Annotated in this window: 21 protein-coding genes and 3 pseudogenes; 16 read left to right on the top strand and 8 right to left on the bottom strand. The window is 67.0% G+C overall.

Annotated elements, in window-relative coordinates; genetic code table 11:
* Positions 1 to 190: 190 nt before the first annotated feature.
* Genes G4G31_RS13675 through G4G31_RS13690 form a run of 5 tightly spaced genes read left to right on the top strand, consistent with a single transcriptional unit; the run spans position 191 to position 3,147 of the window.
* Positions 191 to 559, top strand: coding sequence for a LiaI-LiaF-like domain-containing protein (locus G4G31_RS13675; RefSeq protein ID WP_182988165.1), 369 nt, complete (start codon positions 191 to 193; stop codon positions 557 to 559).
* Positions 552 to 1,319 (top strand): LiaI-LiaF-like domain-containing protein, encoded by a 768-nt coding sequence (locus tag G4G31_RS13680; protein ID WP_229424957.1) that lies wholly within the window; start codon positions 552 to 554, stop codon positions 1,317 to 1,319. Before G4G31_RS13675 ends, G4G31_RS13680 begins: the two co-directional genes overlap by 8 nt.
* Positions 1,319 to 1,483 (top strand): hypothetical protein, encoded by a 165-nt coding sequence (locus G4G31_RS26075; protein ID WP_229424958.1) that lies wholly within the window; start codon positions 1,319 to 1,321, stop codon positions 1,481 to 1,483. The genes G4G31_RS13680 and G4G31_RS26075 overlap by 1 nt, the downstream gene beginning before the upstream one ends.
* Before the next feature lie 5 nt (positions 1,484 to 1,488).
* The gene (locus G4G31_RS13685; RefSeq protein WP_229424959.1) at positions 1,489 to 2,418 is read left to right on the top strand and encodes a sensor histidine kinase; all 930 of its coding nucleotides are present in this window, start codon (positions 1,489 to 1,491) and stop codon (positions 2,416 to 2,418) included.
* Positions 2,419 to 3,147 carry a LytTR family DNA-binding domain-containing protein gene (locus G4G31_RS13690; RefSeq protein WP_182988166.1) on the top strand — a complete coding sequence of 243 codons (729 nt, stop codon included), beginning with the start codon at positions 2,419 to 2,421 and terminating at the stop codon, positions 3,145 to 3,147.
* Here the strand turns inward: G4G31_RS13690 and G4G31_RS13695 are convergent.
* The 4 genes and pseudogenes from G4G31_RS13695 to G4G31_RS13710 form a co-directional block, all read right to left on the bottom strand.
* Positions 3,144 to 5,427: pseudogene (locus G4G31_RS13695) on the bottom strand (ATP-dependent DNA helicase). The gene G4G31_RS13690 and the pseudogene G4G31_RS13695 overlap by 4 nt on opposite strands.
* 7 nt (positions 5,428 to 5,434) lie before the next feature.
* Positions 5,435 to 7,084 carry a VRR-NUC domain-containing protein gene (locus tag G4G31_RS13700; protein WP_182988167.1) on the bottom strand — a complete coding sequence of 550 codons (1,650 nt, stop codon included), beginning with the start codon at positions 7,082 to 7,084 and terminating at the stop codon, positions 5,435 to 5,437.
* A 101-nt stretch (positions 7,085 to 7,185) separates the two neighbouring features.
* Positions 7,186 to 7,560, bottom strand: coding sequence for a hypothetical protein (locus G4G31_RS13705; RefSeq protein WP_182988168.1), 375 nt, complete (start codon positions 7,558 to 7,560; stop codon positions 7,186 to 7,188).
* Positions 7,557 to 8,123, bottom strand: a complete 567-nt coding sequence (locus tag G4G31_RS13710) for a hypothetical protein (RefSeq protein ID WP_182988169.1) — start codon at positions 8,121 to 8,123, stop codon at positions 7,557 to 7,559. Before G4G31_RS13710 ends, G4G31_RS13705 begins: the two co-directional genes overlap by 4 nt.
* Positions 8,124 to 8,179: 56 nt before the next feature.
* Between G4G31_RS13710 and G4G31_RS13715 the strand changes: the two are divergent.
* The 5 genes and pseudogenes from G4G31_RS13715 to G4G31_RS13730 all read left to right on the top strand — a co-directional run bounded on the left by G4G31_RS13715 (position 8,180) and on the right by G4G31_RS13730 (position 14,614).
* Positions 8,180 to 9,017, top strand: a pseudogene (locus G4G31_RS13715) (M15 family metallopeptidase).
* 121 nt (positions 9,018 to 9,138) lie between these two features.
* Positions 9,139 to 12,882 carry a type VI secretion system membrane subunit TssM gene (gene tssM / locus G4G31_RS13720; RefSeq protein ID WP_182988170.1) on the top strand — a complete coding sequence of 1,248 codons (3,744 nt, stop codon included), beginning with the start codon at positions 9,139 to 9,141 and terminating at the stop codon, positions 12,880 to 12,882.
* The gene (gene tagF / locus G4G31_RS26080) at positions 12,882 to 13,160 is read left to right on the top strand and encodes a type VI secretion system-associated protein TagF (protein WP_229424960.1); all 279 of its coding nucleotides are present in this window, start codon (positions 12,882 to 12,884) and stop codon (positions 13,158 to 13,160) included. The genes tssM and tagF overlap by 1 nt, the downstream gene beginning before the upstream one ends.
* 33 nt (positions 13,161 to 13,193) lie before the next feature.
* A complete protein-coding gene (locus G4G31_RS13725) occupies positions 13,194 to 13,847 on the top strand; it encodes a hypothetical protein (RefSeq protein ID WP_229424961.1) in 654 nt (217 codons plus the stop codon).
* Positions 13,844 to 14,614, top strand: a complete 771-nt coding sequence (locus G4G31_RS13730; protein WP_182988171.1) for an OmpA family protein — start codon at positions 13,844 to 13,846, stop codon at positions 14,612 to 14,614. Before G4G31_RS13725 ends, G4G31_RS13730 begins: the two co-directional genes overlap by 4 nt.
* An 82-nt stretch (positions 14,615 to 14,696) precedes the next feature.
* Here G4G31_RS13730 and icmH read toward each other — a convergent pair whose 3' ends face one another.
* The 4 genes from icmH to G4G31_RS26090 form a co-directional block, all read right to left on the bottom strand.
* Entirely contained in the window at positions 14,697 to 15,458 is a 762-nt protein-coding gene (icmH, locus tag G4G31_RS13735) for a type IVB secretion system protein IcmH/DotU (protein WP_182988172.1), read from the bottom strand.
* The gene (tssK, locus tag G4G31_RS13740) at positions 15,455 to 16,801 is read right to left on the bottom strand and encodes a type VI secretion system baseplate subunit TssK (protein ID WP_229424962.1); all 1,347 of its coding nucleotides are present in this window, start codon (positions 16,799 to 16,801) and stop codon (positions 15,455 to 15,457) included. Before tssK ends, icmH begins: the two co-directional genes overlap by 4 nt.
* Before the next feature lie 62 nt (positions 16,802 to 16,863).
* Positions 16,864 to 17,211, bottom strand: a complete 348-nt coding sequence (gene tssJ / locus G4G31_RS26085; RefSeq protein WP_229424963.1) for a type VI secretion system lipoprotein TssJ — start codon at positions 17,209 to 17,211, stop codon at positions 16,864 to 16,866.
* Positions 17,163 to 17,432 (bottom strand): hypothetical protein, encoded by a 270-nt coding sequence (locus G4G31_RS26090; RefSeq protein ID WP_229424964.1) that lies wholly within the window; start codon positions 17,430 to 17,432, stop codon positions 17,163 to 17,165. Before G4G31_RS26090 ends, tssJ begins: the two co-directional genes overlap by 49 nt.
* Before the next feature lie 190 nt (positions 17,433 to 17,622).
* On the opposite strand from G4G31_RS26090, the gene G4G31_RS13750 reads away from it, so the two are divergent.
* The 6 genes and pseudogenes from G4G31_RS13750 (at position 17,623) to tssH (ending at position 24,018) form a co-directional block, all read left to right on the top strand.
* A complete protein-coding gene (locus G4G31_RS13750) occupies positions 17,623 to 18,201 on the top strand; it encodes a tetratricopeptide repeat protein (protein ID WP_182988173.1) in 579 nt (192 codons plus the stop codon).
* A 47-nt stretch (positions 18,202 to 18,248) separates the two neighbouring features.
* Entirely contained in the window at positions 18,249 to 18,752 is a 504-nt protein-coding gene (tssB, locus tag G4G31_RS13755) for a type VI secretion system contractile sheath small subunit (RefSeq protein WP_182988174.1), read from the top strand.
* Entirely contained in the window at positions 18,753 to 20,237 is a 1,485-nt protein-coding gene (tssC, locus tag G4G31_RS13760; RefSeq protein ID WP_182988175.1) for a type VI secretion system contractile sheath large subunit, read from the top strand.
* A gap of 33 nt (positions 20,238 to 20,270) precedes the next feature.
* Positions 20,271 to 20,762: a type VI secretion system tube protein Hcp gene (locus tag G4G31_RS13765; RefSeq protein WP_182988176.1), complete on the top strand. Its 492-nt coding sequence runs from the start codon at positions 20,271 to 20,273 to the stop codon at positions 20,760 to 20,762.
* Between the two features lie 105 nt (positions 20,763 to 20,867).
* Entirely contained in the window at positions 20,868 to 21,335 is a 468-nt protein-coding gene (gene tssE / locus G4G31_RS13770) for a type VI secretion system baseplate subunit TssE (protein WP_182988177.1), read from the top strand.
* Positions 21,336 to 21,365: 30 nt separating this feature from the next.
* Positions 21,366 to 24,018, top strand: a pseudogene (tssH, locus tag G4G31_RS13775) (type VI secretion system ATPase TssH).
* Positions 24,019 to 24,024 lie beyond the last annotated feature (6 nt).

Raw genomic sequence — 24,024 nt, forward strand, 5'->3', positions numbered from 1 at the left:
GGAACGAAGCCCGCCGCCAGGCGGGCTTTTTTTCGTCCTTTGCTTTGCCCGCCGCCGCGCTCGCCCCCACATTCGCGCCAGTCGCCGAAACCTTCGCCATTCACCGAGCGCGCGCCGCCGTTCGCCGAAAGCCGCTTTCCAGCCGCGCCGCCCGCCCTTATCGTGCTTACATCACAACACGGAGGGTAATATGAGTGACGATAACTATACGATGCGCAAGCAGATGATGTGGGGCCTGGTCCTGATCGCGGTCGGGACGGTCTTCCTGCTCGACCGCCTGGACGTCCTCGACATGCGCAGCCTGTGGCATTATTGGCCGCTGCTGCTGGTCGTGGCGGGCATCAACCAGACCATCGGCTATCCCAGCGCACGCGAATTCAGGAATGGCCTCTGGACCGTCTTCGTCGGCTTGTGGCTGTTTGCGGTGTTCGAGGGTTTGCTGGGACTGACCTTCGGGAACAGCTGGCCGCTGTTTATCCTGATGGGGGGCCTGCAGATGGTGCTGGCCCCGGTCATTGCCCGCCGCTTCCCGCAATCGAAGGAGAACGACCATGTTTAAGGACACGATGGACGAGCGCCGCGCCGCACGGCAGGCGCGTCGGGAAGCGCGCCGCGATGCCCGCGCCAACCGCAGCGTCACCAGCCAGGTCGTCATGGGCGTGATGGTGATTGCCATCGGCTTGCTGTTCTTCCTCGATAACCTGGACATCATCGACGTCCACGACGCGCTGGCCTTCTGGCCCATGGTGTTCATCTTCGCCGGCGTCGCCAAACTGCTCGATACGTCCAGCCCGAACGGCTACCTGGTCGGCCTGGCCGGGATCGGCATCGGCACCGCGATGATCCTGCAGCGCCTCGGTCTCATTTACGTCAGCTGGCGCAGCGCCTGGCCGCTCGTGCTGATCGGGATGGGAGGCGTACTGGTGTACCGGGCAGTGACCGGCCCGCGCAACCCGACCCACGGTGTGATCGACGACAAGGCCGGCGAGATCGCGCAGACGGTGGACGTGACGGCGGTGCTCGGCGGCTTCGACCGGCGCGTGCACACGCCGGATTTCCGCGGCGGCGAAGTCACCGCGGTCATGGGCGGCTGTGCGCTCGACCTGCGCCAGGCGTCGATGACCGGCGAAGCGATCATCAACGTGTTCGCGTTCTGGGGCGGCGTGACGCTGAAGGTGCCGCCCGACTGGACCGTGATCCTGCACGGTACCCCGATCATGGGCGGCTTCGACGAGAAGACAGTGCGGCCACCCGACAACAGCAAGCGCCTGATCGTCCGCGGCTACGCGATCATGGGCGGCGTGGAAGTACGTAACTGATGTCCGGCACGGTCGACGGCGCGGCCCGGGGCGCGCCGGACAGGCGGCGCAGCATGCTGCTGTACCTGGCCGGCTGGCTGCTGCTGGGCGGCCTGCTGGGCGGAGTGGTTGCCGTCGCCAGCGGCGCCCCCGGGGCGCGAGCCTGCTGTTCGCCGTCCCGCTGACATTGGTGTTCGGCTGCGCCAGCGGCTTCTCGACGTATTACCTGTGCCGCGCCTATCCGATCGCCAGCAGTCCGCCGCTGTCGGTGCCCGGCGTGTTCGTGGGCACAGCGGTCTGCGTGAGCGCTTTATGGAGCGTGGCCGGCGGCGGCTGGAGCGAGTTGCTGCGCGAGCTGGTGCCAGGCTTGCCGGCACTGAACCGGGCGATCGCCACCTTGATGTTCGGTCTCGGCGTCATCCTCTACGGCCTGACGGCGGCGGCGCAATACCTGGTGCTCGAATTCGAACGCGCACGCGGCCTGGAACGGCGCGAACTCGAAATGCAGCTCGCTGCCCAGGAAGCCGAGCTGCGCATGCTGCGCACCCAGGTCGATCCCCACTTCCTGTTCAACAGCCTCAATTCCATCAGTGCGCTGACCTCGATCGACCCCGCGGCCGCGCGCGGCATGACCCTGCAGCTGTCCGACTTTTTCCGCCGCAGCCTGGGGCTGGACGCGCAGCGCAAGGTCACGCTGGAGGAAGAGCTGGCGCTGGTACGTGCTTTCGTGGGGATCGAACAGGTGCGCTTCGGCGCGCGCCTGGCCTTCGAAGAGACCATTGCCGATGATGCCGGCACCTGCCTGCTGCCGCCGATGCTGCTGCAGCCGCTGGTGGAGAACGCGGTCAAGCACGGCATCGGCGGCCTGGTCGAGGGAGGTACGGTGCGCATTGCCGCCCAACGGGATGGAGCGCTGCTGCGTATCCGCGTCGAGAACGATGCCGACGACGAGACGCCCGGCACGGCGGCCGCCGGCTGCGGCATCGGCCTGGCGAACGTGCGCCAGCGCCTGGCCGCGACCTATGCCCACGAGGCCAGCGTCCACTTCACGCGCGAGACGCACTCGTTTCGCGTGGACCTGGCGCTGCCTGCGGAAACGATTGATCAAATGGAGAACTGAATGCGGGTCATCATCGTCGACGACGAATTTCTCGCGCGCGCGCTGCTGCGCGAGTACCTGGCGGCCCATCCCGAGGTCGAGATCGTCGCTGAATGCGCGAACGGCTTCGAGGCCGTGAAAGCCATCGGCGAACTCCAGCCCGACCTGGTCTTCCTCGATATCCAGATGCCCAAGCTCGATGGCTTCGAGGTGGTGGAGCTAAGCGGTGCGCGCACGCGCTACGTGTTCGTCACCGCTTACGACCAGTTCGCGCTGAAGGCTTTCGAGGTACGCGCGCTCGACTACCTGCTCAAGCCCTTCAGCCGCGAGCGCCTGGCCCAGGCATTGGCCAACGTGGCGGCGCGCGCCAATCCGGTGGAGCAGCTCGAAGGCGTCGCGCACGAGGCGGCGCGCCGCCATGGCCCGCTCGAGCGCGTGCTGGTGCGCGACGGCGCCCGCGTCCACGTGGTGCCGACCGCCAGCATCGACTGGATCGAGGCGCAGGACGACTATGTGCAGATCAGCGCCGCCGGCAAGACCCACCTGAAGAACGGGCGGATGGCCGAACTCGAGCAGGGCCTGGACGCGGCGCTGTTCGTGCGCGTGCACCGTTCCTACATCGTGAACCTGGGCGCGATCGAGCGCATCGAGGCGCCGACCAAGGACAGCTGGTGCGCGGTGCTGAAAGACGGCAAGCGCGTGCCCGTCAGCCGCAGCGGCTACCAGAAGCTGAAGGAACTGATGCGCTAGTTGACGGGCAGGGTATCGACCTGCCACCAGCGCGGCAGCAGTTCGCGCACCTGGGCGGAATCGAAGCGGTCGTCGATCAGGTAGACGACGCCGCGGTCGAGTTCCGTACGGATCACGCGTCCGGCAGCCTGCACCACCTTCTGCAAGCCGGGGTACAGGTAAGTGTAGTCGTAGCCCGCACCGAACATCGCCTGCATGCGGGCGCGCAGCTGCTCATTCACGGGGTTCAGCTGGGGCAGGCCCAGCGTGGCGACGAAGGCGCCGATCAGGCGCGCGCCGGGCAGGTCGATGCCTTCGCCGAACGCACCGCCCAGCACCGCGAATCCGATGCCGCGCCCGTCCGGGTGGAAGCGATCGAGGAAGGCGGCGCGCTCGGCCTCGCTCATGCGCCGTTCCTGGCGCCAGACCGGCACGGCGGGATGGCGCTCGCTGAATGCGTTCGCCGCCTGTTCCATGTAATCGAAGCTGCTGAAGAATGCCAGGTAGTTGCCTGGTGCGGCCGCGTACTGGTCGGCCATCAGGCGCGCGATCGGCGCCAGCGAGGCGCTGCGATGGCTGTAGCGCGTCGAGATGCGGGCAGCGATGTGCACGGCCAGCTGGACCGGCCGAGAAGGGCGACTCGACGTCGACCCAGCCGGTGTTCTCGGGCAGCCCGAGCAAGTCGGCGAAATAGTGCCGGGGCTGAGCGTGGCCGAGAACAGCGTGACCGAATGGGCGCCCTCGAAGCGCGGCTTGAGGTAGGGGCGCCGGGACCACGTTGCGGATGCAGATGGTGGTGTCCTTGCCGTCGCGCCCATCGCGGGAAAGGTCGCACAGCGCGTGCTCGCCGAAGCTTTCGGCCAGGCGCTGGAAGCCCAGCGAATCGAAGTGGAAGCGCTGCAGCGCATCGTCGAGCGGCACCGCGGTTTCGGCGAGGTAGTCGTTGATGGCGCTGGATGCCGCCGCCAGCGTGGCGAGCAGCTTTTCAGGGGGCGCCGGCAGCACCGGTAAGGGGCGCCGCTGCTTGCGTCGACGTCGCCCCAGCTGCGTGCGACTTTGGTCAGCGCCTTCTTGACCGGTTCGGGCGCGGCCGCGCGCGCCAGGCGCAGGGCGGCGCGATCGAGTTCGCCTGTGTACATCGAACGCGCACGCGATACCATATTGTGCGCCTCGTCCACCAGCACGCTGACCCGCCAGCCGTTTTCTGGGCCAGCGCGTAGAGCATCGCGCTGCCGTCGAAATAATAGTTGTAGTCGCCGACCAGCATGTCGCTCCAGCGCGCCATTTCGCCGCCCAGGTAGTAGGGGCAGACGTCATGCATCAGGCCGACCTCCCGCAAGCCTGCGCGGTCGAGCACGGGTACGGCCAGCGCCGCCTGGCGCGCCGCCGGCAGGCGGTCGTAGAAGCCCCCTGGCGAGCGGGCAGGAATCGCCCTGGCAAGCCTTGTCCGGGTGTTCGCAGGCCTTGTCGCGCGCGGTCAGTTCGAGTACGCGCAGCGGCAGCACGGGCGTGCCGGCGTTCGCATCGGCCGCGCTGGCGGCAATGGCCGCGGCGGCGTCGGGGCCAGCTGGCGGCCCGGCGTTTTCGCCGCGAGGAAGAAGATCTTGTCGAGCTTCTCGCGCGGCGCCGCCTTGAGCACCGGGAACAGGCTGCCGATGGTCTTGCCGATGCCGGTGGGCGCCTGGGCCAGCAGGCAGCGCCCGCTGCTGTTGGCGTGGAAGACGGTTCCGCGAGCTGGCGCTGGCCCGGACGGAAGGCCGCATGGGGAAAGCGCAGCGCGGCGAGGGCGGCGTCACGCGCTTCGCGGTGGCGCAGTTCCTGCTCGGCCCAGGCAACAAAGCGGCGGCACTGGTCTTCGAAGATCGCCTGCAGTTCCGCGGCGCTGCGCGTTTCGCGCAGGGAGGTCTCGTGGCCGCTGCCGATCTCGTAATAGACCAGGGCCAGCTCGACCTGCTCCAGTCCCAGCTGCCGGCACAGCAGGTGTCCGTAGACGCGCACCTGGGCCCAGTGCAGCTGGCGGTGATTCTCTGGTATCGAGGACAGCTTGCCGCGGTAGGTCTTGACCTCCTCGATCAGGTTCTGGTCCGGGTCGAAGCCGTCGGCGCGGCCGCGCACGTGCAGCGGGCCGTAGTCACCGGACAGGGAGACTTCGGTGCGATAGTGCTCGCCACGGCGGCTCGCCACCACCGCGTGGCCGGCGATGCCTTCCTGGGCGGTGGGCGAAGGCGTAAAGCGAAAGTCGAGGTCGCCCTGCTTGGCGGTGAACTCGCAGAGTGCGCGGACGGCGACGACGTAGCTCATCGGGACCTCAAGCAGCCTGCTCCCACTGCAGGTAGCACACCGCCACCGGCATCTCGTGCGCGGCGCAGTAGTCGATCCAGCGCAGCTGGTTGTCCTGCAGGCGGTCGCCCGGCCCCTTCACCTCGATCATGCGATAGCGCCGCTCGGCCGGCCAGAACTGGATCAGGTCGGGAAAACCGGTGCGATTGGCCTGGACGTCGAGCAGGATGCGTTCGCACCACTTGCGCAGGTGGGCCGGCGGAATGCAGTCGAGAGCGAGTTCAAGAAGGGCGCGATCGAGCGCTTCCCAGCCGACGAAAGGCGAGGCGATGCCGAATTTGGTCTCGAAGTGCTCGAGGATGGTGGCACGGTAGCGGCCGTCCTCGAGCTGGGCCAGGCAGTCGTCGAATTCGCGCGCGCGGCGCCGGCCGAAATCAGGGCTGTACAGGTCGGCCGGACCGCGGTGGAAGGGGTGGAAAAAGGCGCCGGGAATGGCCGCGAAGATGGCACGCCAGCACAGCAAGCCGAACAGGGCGTTGGCCAGCATGTTCTCGACATAGAACACGGGAGCGGTATCCATCGCCAGGTGTTCGCGCACGACACCCTCGACCCACCAGTCGCCCACGGGCAGCGGCAGGCACAGGTCCAGCCGCACCGGGCCGGCCGCGCGCGGCGCGACCGTGCGCGGATGGCCCAGTTTGCGCGCCAGGCGCGGGCCGATGCGTCCGAGGTGCTGGCGTTCGGCTTCGCTCTCGGGCAAGCCGCGGGCGGCCTCGCATAGCTCCCAGGCCTCAAGGTAGCGTTCGGCTTTCTCCAGCACCCGGATCGCACGCCCGCGCGCGCCGGGGTAGCTGCAGCGCGCATAGGCCGCATGGGCGCGGGTCCAGTCCTTTTCCTTCTCGAAGTGCTGGCCAACCTGGAACAGGAACTTCTCGCGCCGGCTTTCCAGCCAATCGTTGTGGAAGGCATGCGCGGGCAGGTCGTCGAGGATAGTGTCGACCGGTTCGGTGGCGGCGGCAAAGCGTTCCTTGCAGGCATGCAGCTGCAGGTAGTGGTCGATGTCGGCGCGCTCGCGAAAGCCGCGCGAAGCATCGGAAAACTCGACCTGCTCGAACCGGTAGACGCCCAGGTCGGACAGCACGAATTCGGTCCAGTCCTGGCGCAGGTTGCCGAAGAAGATCAGGCGCAGGCGGTCGCAGAGGGGCTTGACGAGGATGCGCAATGCGACGTCGTCGCAGCCGGGATACCAGGCGGAGAAAGCTCGGCTGTCGGCGAAGTGTTCGCGCAGTTGTTCGAGCTGCTCGGTCTTGCGCGCGGTTTTCTGGCGCAGCTGCGGCGCGAAGGCGGCCGCGATTTCCGGCTTGAGCAGCAGGTCGAACAACTCGTCGAGCGTTACCTCGGGGTCGAGCGCCACCCAGCCGGTCGGCAGCAACTGCTGCGCGGCCGCGACCGGGCAGCCGATTTCCGGGTAGCGCAGCTTGGTCGCGCGGAAGAGCGCGCCCTTGCGCATGACCATGCGCACGAAGAGGGCGCGCGCCGGCTGCGGCAAGCCGGGGAAGGCGCCAATGAAGGCCTGTTCTTCGTCGGTCAGCAAGTCGCTGTAGCGCTGGCCGATCCAGTCCAGCACCGCCTGGAAGTTATCCAGGTAATAAAACTCGTTTTCCAGAACCCTGTTCATCTCGAGACGCGCAACTGTGCTTTTGTACAGTATAGCGTCCCGCATCGCCCCGGCACAGCGGTTTCAGCCGCCGCGCCGGACGGCCGTGGTTTTTTGCCACATCAGGGACGGGCGGGCCTGGGCAGGCACTTGGCCCCGCTGCAAGTGCCGGCCGGCTCGCGTTCGCCACGGTGGCGCTCCGACTGCGAGATGATGGCCGAGATCAGGGCGACGTCGCCGTCCACCTGCTGTTCGCTGCCGGGGACGGGTTTGCGATTGCGCGCACCGGCAGCGGCTGTGGCGGCGCCGGATGCCGCCGTGGCTGCAGCCTTGCCCTTGACGGCGGCGGTACGGCGTGCGCCAGGCTTGGCATCGGCTGCACGGGCGAGCTTGACGACGCGCTTGTCCTGCGGGCGCGCGGCGGGGCGTGGTGGCGCGCTCTTCGCTGCCTGCGGCGTCGACGGCTTCGGCACCACGGCCGCCGGCTTCGTCGTCACGGTGGACGGTTTCGCGACCACGGCGGCTGGCGGCGTGGACCACCGCCGCGCGCGCGGGCGCGGTGGCGGCCACGGCCGGTGCGGGACTTGCCGGCGCCGGCGCTGCCGGCTTGGCGGCCGCCGCTTCGTGCGCGGGCAGCATCACCAGCGGCGGCGGCGCGGTGCGCATGCGCGGACGCTCGTCGACGACGATGGCGGCGGCGGCGGGGGCATCGGCTGTGGCGACCCGGGCAGGGGGACGCGGAGGGGCTGCCCGGCACGGGCGTGACGATGGTTTCGCCATCGACGCGCTCGGCCGCGGCTGCTGCGTCGTACTGGGCCTGCAGCTCGCGCACGGTCTGGTGGTTGTCGTAGGCCAGCCAGGCGACCCCGCCGGCGAGAATACCGGTGAGCGCGGCGGCAGCGCCATACCAGGCCAGGCGCGCGCTCGACACACGGGTGCCGTTGCGGCGTGCCGAGTCGCGTTCAAGCATGGCCAGGATGTTGTCTTCGCCGGCGCTGCGGCGCGACGACATCAGGTTGGGTCTTGTCGAGGCTGCTTGATTTTCGTCTGTAGGGCGCACGGGATACCTCCTAAGATGGGCGTTTCTGCTCGATTAGAAACAATCTGGGGAAAGCCATGCTGATCTTTATCGCACTTTTGTACTTTTGCCTCGCCTGCAGCCTGATCTGGCTTGCCTGCTTCCCAGGCGGACGCGCGATCGTGCTCGGGTGGGTGTTCGGTTTGCGCGGCCGCGTCGCGCGCGTCGTCCGCAGGCGTCCGACCGCACCGCGCGAGCCGATGCAGCCGCGGCGCACGCTGGCGGCAGGGGGGCAGCGGCGCGCGCCAGCTGCTGCGCCGGCATGCCGTCATCCCGGCGATCGCCGTGCCCGCGGTCGCCATCCCCTCGCTGCTGGCGCTGGTCATGCGCACGCCCGACATGCTGCCCGGATACGAGCCGAGCGAGGCCCTGCCGGACGCCCAAATCGCGGCCTTGCTGCGTGGCGAACAGCTGGTGCCGCCCAGCGATCCGCCGCCACTGGCCTTTACCACCCAGGAAGTCGAACAGGTACGGCCGATGCTGGTCAACGCCAGCCGCAACTGGGGCCTGATGCATCCGGACTTCAACCAGCGCCTGCTGCTGGCGTTCAAGATCATGAAGGAAAAATATGGCTACGAAATGGCGCTGCTGGAAGGCTACCGCAGCCCCGCGCGCCAGGACATGCTGGCCCAGATGGGGGGCGCGGTGACCAACGCCCGCGCCTTCCAGAGCTGGCACCAGTACGGCCTGGCGGCCGATTGCGCGTTCTGGCGTGATGGCAAGCTGGTGATTTCGGAAAAGGATCCATGGGCAATGCGCGGCTACCAACTGTATGGCGAGGTCGCCGAACAGCTGGGCCTGACCTGGGGCGGGCGCTGGAAAATGATGGACCTGGGCCACACCGAACTACGCCTGCGCGGGGTGATGCGCCGCTGAGTACCATCGTTCCGACAGCGCGGGCGCGGGTTTGCGAAAGGTCAAATTTTCGGTAGGCAATTAGTGCGAGCATTGCCTGTCCGACTTTTCCGACTTTCAACCACTCTCACACGCCCCCGCTATGGCCCGTCTCTGGAAGTTCCTCACCGACAGCCGCGTGCTTGTCGTGATCGGCATCACCGCCCTGGTCGGCATCCTTTTCCTCAGCGTCGACACTTTCGAACTCGGCCTCGCCTGGGCCGTCATCGCGACACTTGCGCTGATGGCCTTGTGGGGCATCTACTGGAGCGTGCGTCTGGTGCTGAACAAGCGCGCCGCCGCGCGGCTCTCGGCCAGCCTGGCGGCCGGCGCCGATGCCGCTGGCCCCGAGGGTGAGCGCGGCAAGAGCGAAGTGGCGGTGCTGCGCAAGAACATGCTGGAGGCGATCTCGACGATCAAAAGCTCGAAGCTGGGCCTGATGCGCGGGTCCGCGGCGCTCTACGAGCTGCCCTGGTACATGATCATCGGGAACCCGGCGGCGGGCAAGAGCAGCGCCATCGCCCATTCCGGCCTGACGTTCCCTATCCCGGGCAGCAAGGCAGTGCGGGGCGTGGGCGGCACCCGCAACTGCGACTGGTTCTTCACCACCGACGGCATCCTGCTCGATACGGCCGGACGGTACTCGGTGCAGGAAGGTGACCGCAATGAGTGGTTCAGCTTCCTCGACCTCTTGCGAAAACACCGCCGGCGCGCGCCGATCAACGGCATCCTGATTGCCGTCAGCGTCGCTGAATTGACGAGCGGACCGGCGGGCGCCTCGATCGAGCTGGCCAAGAGCCTGCGCACGCGCGTGCAGGAACTGACCGAGCGCCTGGGCGTGTACGCCCCCGTCTACGTGATCTTCACCAAGGCCGACCTGATTGCCGGCTTCTCCGACTTCTTCGCAGACAGCGAACGCAGCGAGCGCGATCGCGTCTGGGGCGCGACCTTGCGCTACAACCGCCGCAGTTCGCCCCAGGACGTACTGGCCTTCTTCGATGCCCATTTCGACGAGCTGCACGAGGGGCTGAAGGAACTGAGCCTGGCTAACATGGCAGGCAACCGCAGCACCCGGATGCGCCCCGGCGTGTTCACCTTCCCGCTCGAATTCGCGGCCATCCGCACGCCGCTGCGCGCCTTCCTGGCCACCCTGTTCGAGGAAAACACCTACCAGTTCAAGCCGGTCTTCCGCGGCTTTTATTTCACCAGCGCGCTCCAGGAAGGCACCGTGCAGGACCTGTCCTCGAGGCGCGTGGCCAGCCGCTTCGACCTCGAACTGCGCGAGCGCCAGGGCGAGGAGGCGGAACTGGACGGCGACGGCTACTTCCTGCTGGAGCTGTTCCGCAAGGTGATTTTCGCCGACAAGGACCTGGTCAAACGCTACACCAACCCGGCCAGTACGCGCCTGAAGTATGCCGCCTTCTTCGGAGCGACCATCGTCCTGGGCGCGGCGCTGGGCGGCTGGAGCTGGGCCTACATGGGCAATGCCCAGCTGGTGGCGAACGTCCAGGCCGACCTCGATAAAGCGGTGCGCCTGCAGGACAAGCGCCATGACCTGCAATCGCGCCTGGAAGCGCTCGACATCCTGCAGGACCGCATCGAGCAGCTCGACAAATACCGCGAGGACCAGCCGCTGGCCCTTTCTTTCGGCCTGTACCAGGGCGATAAACTGGAGCGCAAGCTGCGCGACGAGTATTTTGCCGGCGTGCGCGCCGTGATGGTCGAGCCGGTTGCCAACTCGCTCGAGAACATGCTGACCGAAGTGAACGCGCATGCCGCCGAACTCGACCCGAATGCCCTGGGCGCGCCGAGCGCGCGTCCCGGCCAGCCCTACCAGGACGTCTCGCCCACCAACGTGGCCGATGCCTACAACGCGCTCAAGACCTACCTGATGTTGGGCGACAAGGAGCACGCCGAACCGGGCCACCTGAACGACCAGCTGACGCGCTACTGGCGCACCTGGCTCGAGGCCAACCGCGGCGCCATGCCGCGCGAGCAGATGATCCGCAGCGCCGAGCGCCTGCTGAGTTTTCACCTGGCCCACATCGGCGACCAGGCCTGGCCGCAGGTGACCCTGAAACTGAGCCTGCTCGACGCGGCCCGCGAAAACCTGCGCCGCGTGGTGCGCGGCACGCCGGCGCGCGAGCGCGTCTACGCCGACATCAAGACCCGCGCCGCCACCCGCTTCCCGGCAGTGACGGTGGCACGCCTGGTGGGCGAGGGCGACGCTGGTCTGGTAGCGGGCAGTCATGCGGTCAGCGGCGCCTTTACCCGCGAGGCCTGGGAAAAATACGTCATCGGTGCCATTCGCGATGCTTCGAACCGCGAGCTGCAAAGCACCGACTGGGTACTGAAGACGGTGGCCAAGGACGACCTGACGCTGGAGGGCAGTCCTGAACAGATCCAGAAGACCCTGGTCGACATGTACAAGACCGAGTATGCCAAGGAATGGGTGCGTTTCGTGGGTGGCGTGACGGTGGCCGACCTGAAGGGTTTCGACGGCAGCGTGCAGGCGATGAATCGCCTGGGCGACCCGCAGACTTCGCCGATCGCGCGCCTGCTGAAGAGCATCTACGACGAAACCGCCTGGGACAATCCGGGGGCGCCGCGCGCCAGCATGGGCAAGACCGAGCGCAGCCTGCTGGCGTGGTTCAAGGAAGTGATCCTGCGCCGCGCACCGTCGGATGCACGCACGCTGGCCGACGCGGTCGGACCGGTGGGAGCAGGCACGGCGGGCGGCGCCGGCGCAATGGGGCCGATCGGCCGCGAGTTCGCCGGCGTCGCGCGCCTGGTCGGTGCGCGCGAGCGCGAAGCCTCGCTGATGAACGGCTACCTCGATTGCCTGTCGCGCCTGCGCACGCGCCTGAACAGCCTGAAGAACCAGGGCGATCCCGGTCCCGGCGCCAAGCAGTTCATGCAGCAGACGCTGGAGGGCACAGGTTCGGAGCTGGCCGACGCCCTCAAATACGTCGACGAGCAGATGCTGACCGGGATGAGCGACAGCCAGCGCGCCGCGCTGCGTCCCTTGCTGGTGCGCCCGCTGGTACAGACCTTCGCCATGATCGTGCTGCCGTCGGAGTCCGAGATCAACAAGACCTGGCAGGCGCAGGTGGTCGAGCCTTTCCAGAAGTCGCTGGCCGACAAGTATCCGTTTTCCATCGCCAGCAAGATCGAGGCGACCAGTACCGAGATCGGCCAGTTCTTCGGTCCCGAAGGCGTCGTGGCGAAGTTCGTGAACACCTCGATGGGGCCGCTGGTCGTGCGCCGCGGCGACGTGCTCTCGCCACGCACCTGGGCCGACATCGGCATCACGCTGGTGCCGCAGGCGGTGTCGAACTTCCCCGGCTGGGTGGCGCCGCTGTCAAGCAATGGCGTCGCTGCGCCGTCTGCCGCCGGACCGCAAAAGGTGTTCCAGTTGCAAGCGCAGCCGGCGCCCGGCACCACCGAGTACACGATCGAAATCGACGGCCAGCAGCTGCGCTACCGGAATACGCCGCCGGTGTGGACCAACATGGTGCACCCTGGCCCAGGCACCTCGGGGGCGCGCATCAGCGCCGTGACCTTCGATGGACGCACCGTGGAACTGTTCAACGAACCCGGCCAGTTCGGCATGCGCCGCATGATCGAAGCGGCCAGCCAGAAGCGCAAGAGCGCCGACGTCGTCGAGCTGCGCTGGAATGGTCCGAACGTGTCGGTGGCGGTGGACCTGCGCCTGGTCAGCAGTGCCGAAACGGCCAGTTCTTCCAGCGGCGGCAAGGGCTTCCGGGGCATGCGCCTGCCGCCGGCCATCGTCGGCCGGGCTGCTGCCTATCCGACCGTGGCCAGCCTGGGCGCGGGGAGCCATTGATGCGCGCACCCGTATCGCACCGGATCGGCTACTTCGGCAAGATCCCCACGCGCAGCGACTTCGTCAAGCTGGCGCACGATGCCACCGCGGTCGGCATGCTCGACGACTGGCTGGCCGCCGTCATGCAGCAGCTGCCGTCGGATGCGCGCTGGAAGATCAACTACGATGCCATGGCACCGGTCAGCTTTGCCTTCGTCGGGCCGGCGCGGCGCCATGCGCTGGCCGGACACCTCGTCGCCAGCCATGACGCGCCGGGCCGGCGCTTTCTTTTCTCATGATGCGCACGCTCGACGTTGCCGATCCGGCCGCCTTTGTCTCCCGCTGTCCGCTGGCCTTCGCGCCGCTCTGGTCCCTTCCCGGAAGCGGCCGCGCCCCAGGTCGTGGAAGCCTGCGACCCGGCGCTGCACCTGCAAGGCATCAGCGACGCCAGCATCACCCCGGGCGAATGCGATGGGGCGCTGGCGGACTTTCTGGCCAGCGGCACGGTCGGCGGCCTGGCCGGGCTGCTCGACGGCGAAGACGCAAGCCGCATCATCCTGGCCTTGGGTCTCCTGCTCCAGCCGGTCATGCACAGCAAACCCACGCGGCTCGACAAGAGCCTGGTGCTGCCGCTGCCCGAAGAGCACACGCTGCGCGCGCCGGTAGCGGCGTTCTGGCTGGAGCTGGTGGCGCCTTTTGTTCGCCGCACCGAATTCGACCTGGCCCTGTTCCTGACCCGGCTGGAAGGGCGGCCGGTGCTGGTCATCGGTTTCTGCGGCGCCGCCGCCCAGGCGCTGCGCGCCATCATCGATCCGCATGTCGCGCGCGAGCAGCAGGTGCGCATGATCGATACCGGGTGGATCGACGAGCAGCTCGGGCTGGATGTCGACGTGCGCGCGCTGGCCAGCTATCTCGACCAGCCGCAGTTGCCCCTGAAGCTGGCGCGCGAGCTGTTCCTCAAGACTTTCATCGGAGGCGCTTCATGAAACACGTCCTTGTCCTCGCGCTTGCTGCCCTCGGTGCGGCAAACGCCCATGCCCGAGCGCCGGCACCCGCGCCGGCGGCACCCATCGTGGTGGCCGGTACCGTCGCTGACGAGGCCAGCAAGGCCGCGCTGCTGGCGCGCCTGCGCGCGGTGTACGGCGCCGACCGGGTGGTCGACCAACTGGGCGTCGGCCCCGTCGCGGCGCCGGCCAACTGGAACGACTATGTCGCACGGTTGATCGGTCCCAACCTGAAAATGATCAGCCGTGGCCAGCTCAAAGTCGAGGGCAGCACGGTCAGCCTGCGCGGCGACGTCGCCAGCGAAGCACAGCGTCAGCAGATTGCCGGTGACATCGCCGCCAGCCTGAACCCGACCTACATCGTCAACAACGGCCTGCGCGTGGTGGCCTCCGAGCAGAACGTGCTCGATGCCGCGCTGGCGAACCGCATCATCGAGTTCGAGTCGGGCAAGGCCGCGCTGACGCCGTCCGGCATGGCGATCCTCGACCAGATGAGCGAAGCGCTGAAAAAGCTGAACGGCATCAAGGTGGAAGTGATCGGCCACACCGACAACGCAGGCTCGCGTGCCGGCAACCTCTCGCTCAGCCAGGCGCGTGCCGAGGCCGTGAAGACCTATGTCGCCGCGCGCGGCATCCAGGGCGAGTCGATCATGGTGTCGGGCGAAGGACCGGACCGGCCGGTGGCGGACAATCGCACGCCGGATGGGCGCGCACGGAATCGCCGCATCGAGTTCAAGGTCGTGCAATAGCTGCTCGCGGCCTGCAAAGGCCAGGATGAAAAACACCGCCGGCATTGCTGCCGGCGGTGTCGTTTCAGGGGATATCGCAGCGTCAGGGCAGGGTGATCGTCACGTTCGCCGCACGTGGCGGCAGCTTGACCAGGTCGTTGTAGGCGGCCAGGGTGCTTTCGGTGTCGTGCCCGAGCTTGGCGCGAAAGCCGACGTAGGCGGTGAGGCCAGCCAGTGTGAACACGGATGTCAGCACCCACAAGGACAGATCGCTGCGCAGCGTGTTGACGACCTGGTCGGGGCGCTCGGCGTGCGGCGCGAAACCGCGGTTCTTGCCGCGCATCCGCGCGATCTCGTCGCCCAGGCGCGCCACCAGGTAATTCAGCTTGTCATGGCCGTCGAGCGCGTAGCGGCCCTCGAAACCGAGCAGCAGGCACATATGGAACACCTCGAGCGCCTGCAGGTGCACGCTGCCTTTCGCGCGCAGGTCTTCCAGGCGGTTGAAAAAGTGCTCGCCCGCGAGCTGGTCGCCGAAGACGCGCAGCTGCAGCGGGCGTGTCTCCCAGGCTTCGCGCACTTCATAGTCCGATCGCAGGATGATTTCGTCGACCGCCGAGCAGAAGGCATATTTCGCGGCCGTGACATCCTCGGCGGCCACGCCGATCGCCTTGGCATTGCGGTCCACATCGCCGAGAAAGGCCGTCATGTGGTCGGCAAACGCGGCCTTGTCGTGCGGGCCGCAGCCGTTCTTGAGCAGGAACAGGGCGTAGAAACCTTCGTACATCAGGTCGACCAGTGACTGCGGGTTGGCGCCGCCGGTGCTGCGGGCGGCCGGTGCCGCGCGGCGTTCGACATGGGCGCTCATGCTGCCACCCCGATCAGGTCGAGTTGCAGGTCACGGATACCGTTCGGGACATAGATCGAGATCGCCTGGACCTTGAGCATGTTCTCGTACAGTAGCCCCTTGTTCTCGAGGGCGAAGTAGCAGGTATCGGGCCGCACCGGCAGCGCCGCCGGCACCTGCGGCGCATACATCAGCTTCACGCCGGGCAGGGCCGAGAGCACGAACTTGTCGACGTCCTGCGGCGCGCCGAGCTTGAAGCGCAGCGGCACCACCTCGACCAGTTGCAGCGCCGGCATGTCGGCCGACACCGCAAGGTAGAGCGCGGTCTGGCCCGTGATCTTGCCCGAGTCCAGCGCGCCCACGTGGTAGGACGGGCGGTCGTTCCTGAGCGCGATCGAGAAGTAGCGGCTCGATACCACCGTATCGAGCAGGTCGCGCAGGATGTCGGCCAGGCGCGCGAACGCCGGCCCCGGATCGGCATGCGCATAGGCAGGAAGGTCTTCGAGGCGATAGTTCCGCGAATAGGCCATCAGGCCACCGGCGAGGGCCAGCATGTCGGAAAACAGGCGCTCCGGATGCAATTCGGGATGGTGCAGGTAGTGCGATAGCGCCGCGTAGCCGGTGCTGGCCGTGTGCAGTAGCCAGAACGAGGACATGTCGCCGCCGCGGATCTCGACCACCTTGCGGCTCGGCTCGCGCATGTGGCCGTACAGGGCGTTGACCTTCGCCAGCAGCTTTTCCATCAGCCGCGCGACCAGGTTGTGCAGGCCGGGCGCACCGTCGATTGCCACGCTCGGGGCGATGAAGGCCGGATCGACTTCGAAGCCGCCGGTCGCGACGCGGCGCAGCCGCAGCAGGGGAAAACTCTCGTAGGCGTCGAGCGCATCCTCGTCCGACACCAGCCGCAGGGTCTTCTTCAGGTAGGTGAGCGGTGCATCGGCGGCGGCCGTGAACAGGTCCTGGGTGTCGCGCTCGTGCTGGACGAAACGGGCGTCCATGCGGTGCAGGTCGGGCTCGGCGCAGTTCTCGCCATGGGCCTTCAGGGCGGGCAGGGCGGCGTGGAAGGTGATCGTCTGGGTGCTGGGGGCGAGCGCGCCCAGTTTCACCTGGGAAGGGAGTGCGTCGCCTTCGGGCGCGCGATACAGTTCGCCATCCGGGAACAGCAGCGACAGCGCGTCGATGCGCAGGACGTCGTGCTTGAGGGCCTCGTGGTCCACGACCAGGCGGCGCACGCCCCAGGCGTAGGGGTGCAGCGCGCGCGCGGTCTGGTTCAGGCGCGCCTCGTGGTAGCGGTCCTGCTGCTGGAAATGTTGTGGACGCAGGAATAGTCCTTCGCCCCACAGCAGTTTCGATGGCATGTTCACTGTCACCTCTCGAAGAAATGGGAAAGCGGAAAATGTTGAGCTTGCTGGAAGCAGATGCGTGCTTATTGACAGCGCGCAGATCCGAGGTCATTGACATTTGAATCGGTTGGCTGCGCGCCAGTGCCGACGCTCAGCGCACAGGCCTGCATGCCCACCGTCAGCCCGGCCTTCTCGGCCTGCGCCGCATCGAAGGCAAGGCGCCAGCGGCCGGGTGCGGGTGAGTGGTACAGCGCGACCACGCCCACATAGCCCGCTTCCCGGCCCACCTGTTCCAGTACCTCGTAGCGTTGTCCCGGCACCGGGGTGATGTCCTTGCTCGCGACCAGGTCGGCACCGAACGCTTCCTTGTCGGCACCGGGCGTCAGGAAGGCGTCGTAGGGAGCGGCGGCAAAGGCGGCTTGCTGGCGCAACTGGGGCCGCGCGCCACCAGTGCCAGCGGGCGTCCCTTGGCGTCGACGTTCAGGCGCGGCGCGGCGTGCAGGCGCAGGGCGACCTTGCGCGGCGGTTTGGCGGCATCAGGCATCTCCGGGGCCCTGGCGATACCGGCGGCGGCCAGTGCGCGGCCGGCAGGGCCGTCGCTGGCGCAACCGGCGAGCGACAGCGCGCAGAACAGCAGACAGGTAGTTCTCATGAATTAATTGCCTTTCGTAAATGACACCATCGCTCATTTAACAGGAACGCCACGCGCCGCCACTGCGGCCGCGCAAGCCCCTTGCGATTTGTATCCCGCAAGGATCACCTGTCCAGATGTTGACTACGCGCAATTCTGCTGAGAACGCTTACCGAATAATGGCGTCTGGTTCAACGCAATGGAGACCGAAATGATGTTCAAACGATTGATGCCGGTACTGGCCTGCGCCGCCTTGCTGGCTGCTTGCGAAAGCCCTGGCGGCGGCACCGCCAGCGCTGCCGCGGGCACGACGATGGCGAGCGCGATGAAAGCGGCCGACGCCGCTGTCGCCGCTGGCCAGCACGACAAGGCCTATGCTGCGCTGAAAAGCGCAAGCCAGACCTTCCCGACCGAGAAGACCCCATGGGTACGGATGGCGCAGATGCGCTTCGACAGCGCGCATTACGGCGAGGCGATCGTGAACGCGCAGGAAGCGCTGGCACGCGATCCCGACGACACGGTGGCGCACAGCATCGCTGCCGTGAGCGGCCTGCGCGTGACCAGCAAGGCGCTGGCGGACCTGACCCGCAAGAACAAACTGAATGGCAATGTGAAGAGCGAGGCCGAGGAGCTGGCCAAGCTGCTGCGCACCAGCCTGGGCGAAACGGACCTGGTACCGGGCAAGAAGAACCTGGCACCACGTCCGCGTCCCGTGCCCACGACCGCGTCCGCCGCGAGCCCCTCAAAACCCCCAGCCACCTCGAGCGACCCCTTCGGCGCGCTCAAATAATCCCGCGGGCCGGCGCCCGCCGGCCTCGTAATCCCTCTGGAGCTGACATGGCCAAAAGTGAAAGCGTGCAGAAGCGCCTGCAGAAAGTGCGCGCGCCGCGCGTGCAGATGACCTACGACGTCGAGATCGGCGACGCCATCGAAAACAAGGAGCTGCCTTTTGTCGTCGGGGTGGTGGGCGACTTCGGCGCCGACCCGCAGGCCGAGAAGAAGCGCCTGAAGGACCGCAAGTTCGTCAACGTCGACGCTTCCAACTTCGACGAAGTGCTGGGCGGCGTGGCACCGGCGCTGCAGTTCCGCGTCGAGAACCACCTGAGCGACGAGGGCGGCCAGTTCGGCGTCCAGCTGCAGTTTCGCGAGATGGCCGATTTCCGCCCGGAGTCGGTGGTGCAGCAGGTCGCGCCCTTGAAAGGTCTTCTGGAAGCGCGCACCAAGCTGGCCGACCTGCGTAACAAGCTGGCCGGCAACGACAAGCTCGACGACATCCTGAGCGAGGTCCTCGGCAACACCGAGAAGCTCGCAGGCCTGCGCAAGAACACGGAGGACAAGTAAATGGCGGCGATTCTCGAACAGGCAGCCAAGCCTGCGCTGGAGCTGGACAACTCGCTGCTCGACCAGATCGTCGAGCAAAGCCGCGTCGCGGCCTCGCCGAGCGAACACGAACGCGCGCGCGACCTGATCTCGGAACTGGTCACGCAGGTCATGTCGGGCACGATGGTGGTGTCGAACAACCTGTCGGCAATGATCGACGCACGCCTGGCGGAACTCGACAGCATGATCTCCACCCAGCTGTCCGCCGTCATGCATGCTCCGGAATTCCAGAAGCTCGAGCGCAGCTGGACCGGCCTGCAATACCTGGTGAAAAATTCGTCCACCGGCGCCGGCCTGCAGATCCGCATGCTCAACGCCAGCAAGCGCGAACTGGTGAAGGACTTCCAGGCTGCGCTGGAGTTCGACCAGAGCTCGCTCTTCAAGAAAGTCTACGAGGAGGAGTTCGGCACCTTTGGCGGCGCGCCCTACGGCGCCCTGGTCGGCGACTTCGAAATGAGCCGCCAGCCCGAGGACATGTATTTTCTCGAGCAGATGTCGCACGTGGCCGCGGCCAGCCACGCGCCCTTCATCACATCGGCCGCGCCGGAACTCTTCGGCGTCGACAGCTTCGGCGACCTGGGCAAACCGCGCGACCTGGCCAAGGTCTTCGATACCGTCGAATACGCGAAATGGAAGGCCTTCCGCGAGTCCGAGGATGCGCGCTACGTCGGCCTGACGCTGCCGCGCTTTCTCGGCCGCCTGCCGTTCAACCCGGTCGACGGCATGACCACCGAAGGCTTCAACTATGTCGAGGACGTCGACGGCACCGACCACACCAAATACCTGTGGTGCAACGCGGCCTATGCCTTCGCCGCCAAGCTGACGCGCGCCTTCGAAGACTACGGCTGGTGCGCGGCGATCCGCGGCGTCGAGGGCGGTGGCCTGGTCGAAAACCTGCCGACCCACACCTTCAAGACCGACGAAGGCGAAGTCGCGCTGAAGTGCCCGACCGAAGTGGCGATCACCGATCGCCGCGAGAAGGAGCTGTCGGACCTCGGCTTCATCTCCCTGGTGCACTGCAAGAACACCTCCTACGCCGCCTTCTTCGGCGCGCAGTCGGCACAGAAGGCGAAGAAGTACGCGAACGAGGCGGCCAATGCGAACGCGATGCTGTCCTCGCAGCTGCAGTATATCTTCGCCGTCTCGCGCATTGCCCACTACATGAAGGCCATGATGCGCGACAAGATCGGCAGCTTCGCCGCCGCGTCGAATGTCGAGGATTACCTGAACCGCTGGCTGACCCAGTACGTGCTCCTGGACGACAACGCCAGCCAGGAACAGAAGGCCCAGTTCCCGCTGAGGGAAGCGAGCGTGCAGGTGTCCGAGGTGCCGGGCCGGCCGGGCTGCTACCGCGCCGTGTCCTTCCTGCGGCCGCACTTCCAGCTCGACGAATTGTCCGTTTCGCTCCGACTGGTCGCGGAGTTGCCGCAGTCGACCAAAAACTAAATCACTTTTCAACCTGAACTGGAGTAAGCAAACATGGCAATTGACGTATATCTGCAAATCGACGGCATCAAGGGCGAGTCGACGGACGACAAGCACAAGGACTGGATCGAGTGCACCTCGGTGAACTGGGGCGTGAAGCAGCCGCGCTCGGCCACCGCGTCGACCGGCGGGGGCCATACGGCCGAACGCTGCGAGCATGAGGAAGTCTCGTTCACCAAGCTCGCCGACCTGGCTTCGCCGATCCTGCTGCAGACCTGCTCGGCCGGCAAGACCATCCCGAAAGCCAAACTGGAATTCATGCGCGCCGACGGCCAGGGCGACCGCATCAAGTACTTCGAGATCGAACTGGAGAACGTGCTGATCGGCGCCATCATGCCGGCCGTGCACGAAGGCTCGATCATCCAGGAGAAAGTCGGCCTGAAGTTCTCGAAGATCAAATGGAAGTACACCCAGCAGAAAGTCACCGGCGGCGCCGGCGGCAATACGTCCGGCGGCTGGGACCTGGCGACCAACAAGATCGCCTGATCGATAGCACCTCACGGCCGTCGCCCTCGCGGCGGCCGTGTTTCGCTTCCGGAAGCACCTTCCAGCAGCACCTTCGTCGAACGCGCCACCATCCAAGGGTTTGCCATGACAGGTTTCATCCCCGGCCTGCTCGATCGCCTCATGGACGAGCGCAGCGAGCAGGGCAGGGCGGCGCAGGGCCTGAACCTTGAACAGATCAAGGACCACGTTGCGCGCGACCTCGAAGCGCTGCTCAACACGCGCGCGGCCATCCCGAGCGGCGCCTTCGACGGTTATCCGCGCGCCCGCGCCTCCATCCTCAATTACGGCCTGGTCGACTTTGCCGCCTTCTGCCTCACCAGCGACGAAGACCGCGCGGCGATCTGCGCCAGCCTGAAGACGGCCATCGAGACCCACGAGCCGCGCCTGAAGGATGTCGCCGCGCGCATCGAGGCGGTGGCCGGCAGTGTCAACCGCCTCAATTTCGTCATCCACGCGCGCCTCGACCTGGAAGGCGCCGGCGAAACCGTCGACTTCAGCGCCGTGCTGCAGCCTTCCTCGCTGCGCTACGCGATCAGGAAGGGCAAGCGCTAGCTTCACTACCCAACAAAGGACGTCACACGCATGGACATCAATCTCAAGACCCTGATCGGCAAACTGAACGGCGCCACGCGCATGGCCGCCACGCGCGCGGCCAACATCTGCGTCGGCATGGGCCACTACGAAGTCGATATCGAACACCTCTTCCTCGCGCTGCTGGAGCAGGCCGACTGCGACGTCAATGTCGCTGCGCGCGCCTGCGGCATCAGCGTTACGGGACTCGAATCGGATCTGCGGCGCGAGGTGGCGCGCTTTGCCGGCGGCAGCACGCGCACGCCGGTATTCTCGAAACACCTGCCGACGCTGCTGGAGCATGCCTGGCTGATCGCCTCGCTAGGCCGGGATGGTTCGGGTGCGCCCAACGCGATCCGCAGCGGCCATCTGCTCCTGGCGCTGCTGACCGAACCAAGCCTGGCGCAACTGGCGCAGCGCGGTTCGCCCCTGTTCGCCGACTTCGCGCTCGAGCGCCTGAAGCACGACTTCGACAAGCTCACGCGCGGCTCGAGCGAAGCGACCGCCACCGCTGCGGCGCAGGACCGCGGCCAGGCCCCGGGCGGCGACCCGGTGGGCGAACTCGAAGCCGCCGCGCCCGGCAAGACGCCGGCGCTCGACCAGTTCACCACCTGCCTGACGCAGCGCGCGCGAGGGCAAGGTCGACCCGGTGATCGGACGCGACCCTGAAATCCGCCAGGCCATCGACATCCTGATGCGCCGGCGCCAGAACAACCCGATCCTGACCGGCGAAGCGGGCGTGGGCAAGACCGCCGTGGTCGAAGGCCTGGCGCTGCGCATCGCGATGGGCGACGTGCCGGAAGTGCTGCGCGGCGTCGAAATCCACACGCTCGACATGGGGCTGCTGCAAGCCGGCGCCAGCGTGAAGGGCGAGTTCGAGAACCGCCTCAAAAATGTGATCGACGAGGTCAAGGCGAGCCCCCATGCCATCATCCTTTTCATCGACGAGGCGCACACGATGATCGGCGCAGGCGGCACGGCCGGCCAGAACGATGCGGCCAACCTGCTGAAACCCGCGCTGGCACGCGGCGAACTGCGCACGATCGCGGCCACCACCTGGAGCGAGTACAAGAAGTATTTCGAGAAGGATGCGGCCCTGGCGCGGCGCTTCCAGGTCATCAAGGTCGAGGAACCAAGCGAGGAAACCGCCTGCGCCATGCTGCGCGCGATGGCGCCGCTCATGGAGGCTCATTTCGGCGTGCGCGTGTACGACGAAGCGATCGTCGGCGCGGTGCGCCTGTCGCACCGCTACATCAGCGGACGCCAGCTGCCCGACAAGGCGATCAGCGTCCTCGACACCGCCTGTGCCAAGGTGGCGCTTGGCCAGAGCGCCACGCCGGCGCTGCTCGAAACCTGGATGCGCCGCATCGAGCAGATCGACGTGCAGATCGGGGCGCTCGAACGCGAGCAGAGCGCCGGTGGCGAGCATGCGGCCCGCCTGATGCAACTACGCGGCGAGCGCATGGCGGCGCTGACCGAGCAGGAACGCCTGAACGCACGCTGGGAACAGGAGCGCAGCCTGACGGCAGACATCGCGCGCATGCGTGGCGAACTCGAAGGCGGACGGGGCGATGGTCCGGCATTGCGCGCCGCCGTCGAGGAACTGCGCACGCTGCAGGGCGAGACGCCATTGGTGCCGGTGCAGGTCGACGGCAATACGGTGGCGGGCATCGTCGCCGCCTGGACCGGCATCCCGCTCGGGCGCATGATGAAGGACGAGATCAGGACCGTCATGCAGTTGCAGCCGCTGCTGGAAGAGCGCATCCTCGGCCAGTCGCATGCGATTGCCGCCGTCGCCCAGCGCGTGCGCACGGCGCGCGCCAACCTGGACGATCCGAACAAGCCGAAAGGGGTGTTCCTGTTCGTCGGCACCTCGGGCGTCGGCAAGACGGAAACCGCGCTGGCGCTGGCCGACCTGCTCTACGGCGGCGAGCGCAAGCTGGTGACCATCAACATGAGCGAATACCAGGAAGCGCACAGTGTCTCCGGCCTGAAAGGCTCGCCGCCTGGCTATGTCGGCTATGGCGAAGGCGGTGTGCTGACCGAAGCGGTGCGGCGCAATCCCTACAGCGTGGTGCTGCTCGATGAAGTCGAGAAAGCACACCCGGACGTGCTCGAGCTCTTCTTCCAGGTCTTCGACAAGGGTGTGCTCGATGACGCCGAAGGACGCCAGATCGACTTTCGCAACACGGTCATCATCCTGACCTCGAACACGGCATCGAGCACGATGATGGCTGCTTGCCTGAACAAGAGCGCGAGCGAGATGCCGAAACCGGACGAGCTGCTCGACGCGATCCGGCCGCAGCTGGTCAAGCAGTTCAAGCCGGCCTTCCTCGGCCGCCTGGCCGTCGTGCCTTTTTATCCGATCAGCGACCCGGTGCTGGCCAACATCATCCGCCTGAAGCTGAACCGCATCGGCCAGCGCGTGCTGGACAACCACGGCGCCACGTTCGAGTACGACGAGGCGCTGGTAAACGCCGTGCTGGCGCGCTGCACCGAGGTCGATTCGGGCGCACGCAACGTCGACACCATCCTCAACGGCAGCATGCTGCCCGAGATCGCCGACAGCGTGCTGGCGAAGATGGCCGAGGGCGGCGCGATCGCACGCATCAAGGTCGGGGCCACGCGCGCCGGCAAGTTCAAGTACACGGTCGAACCGGCATAAGGAGGC

This window comes from Massilia sp. Se16.2.3 (genome assembly GCF_014171595.1).
GTDB lineage: Bacteria > Pseudomonadota > Gammaproteobacteria > Burkholderiales > Burkholderiaceae_D > Telluria.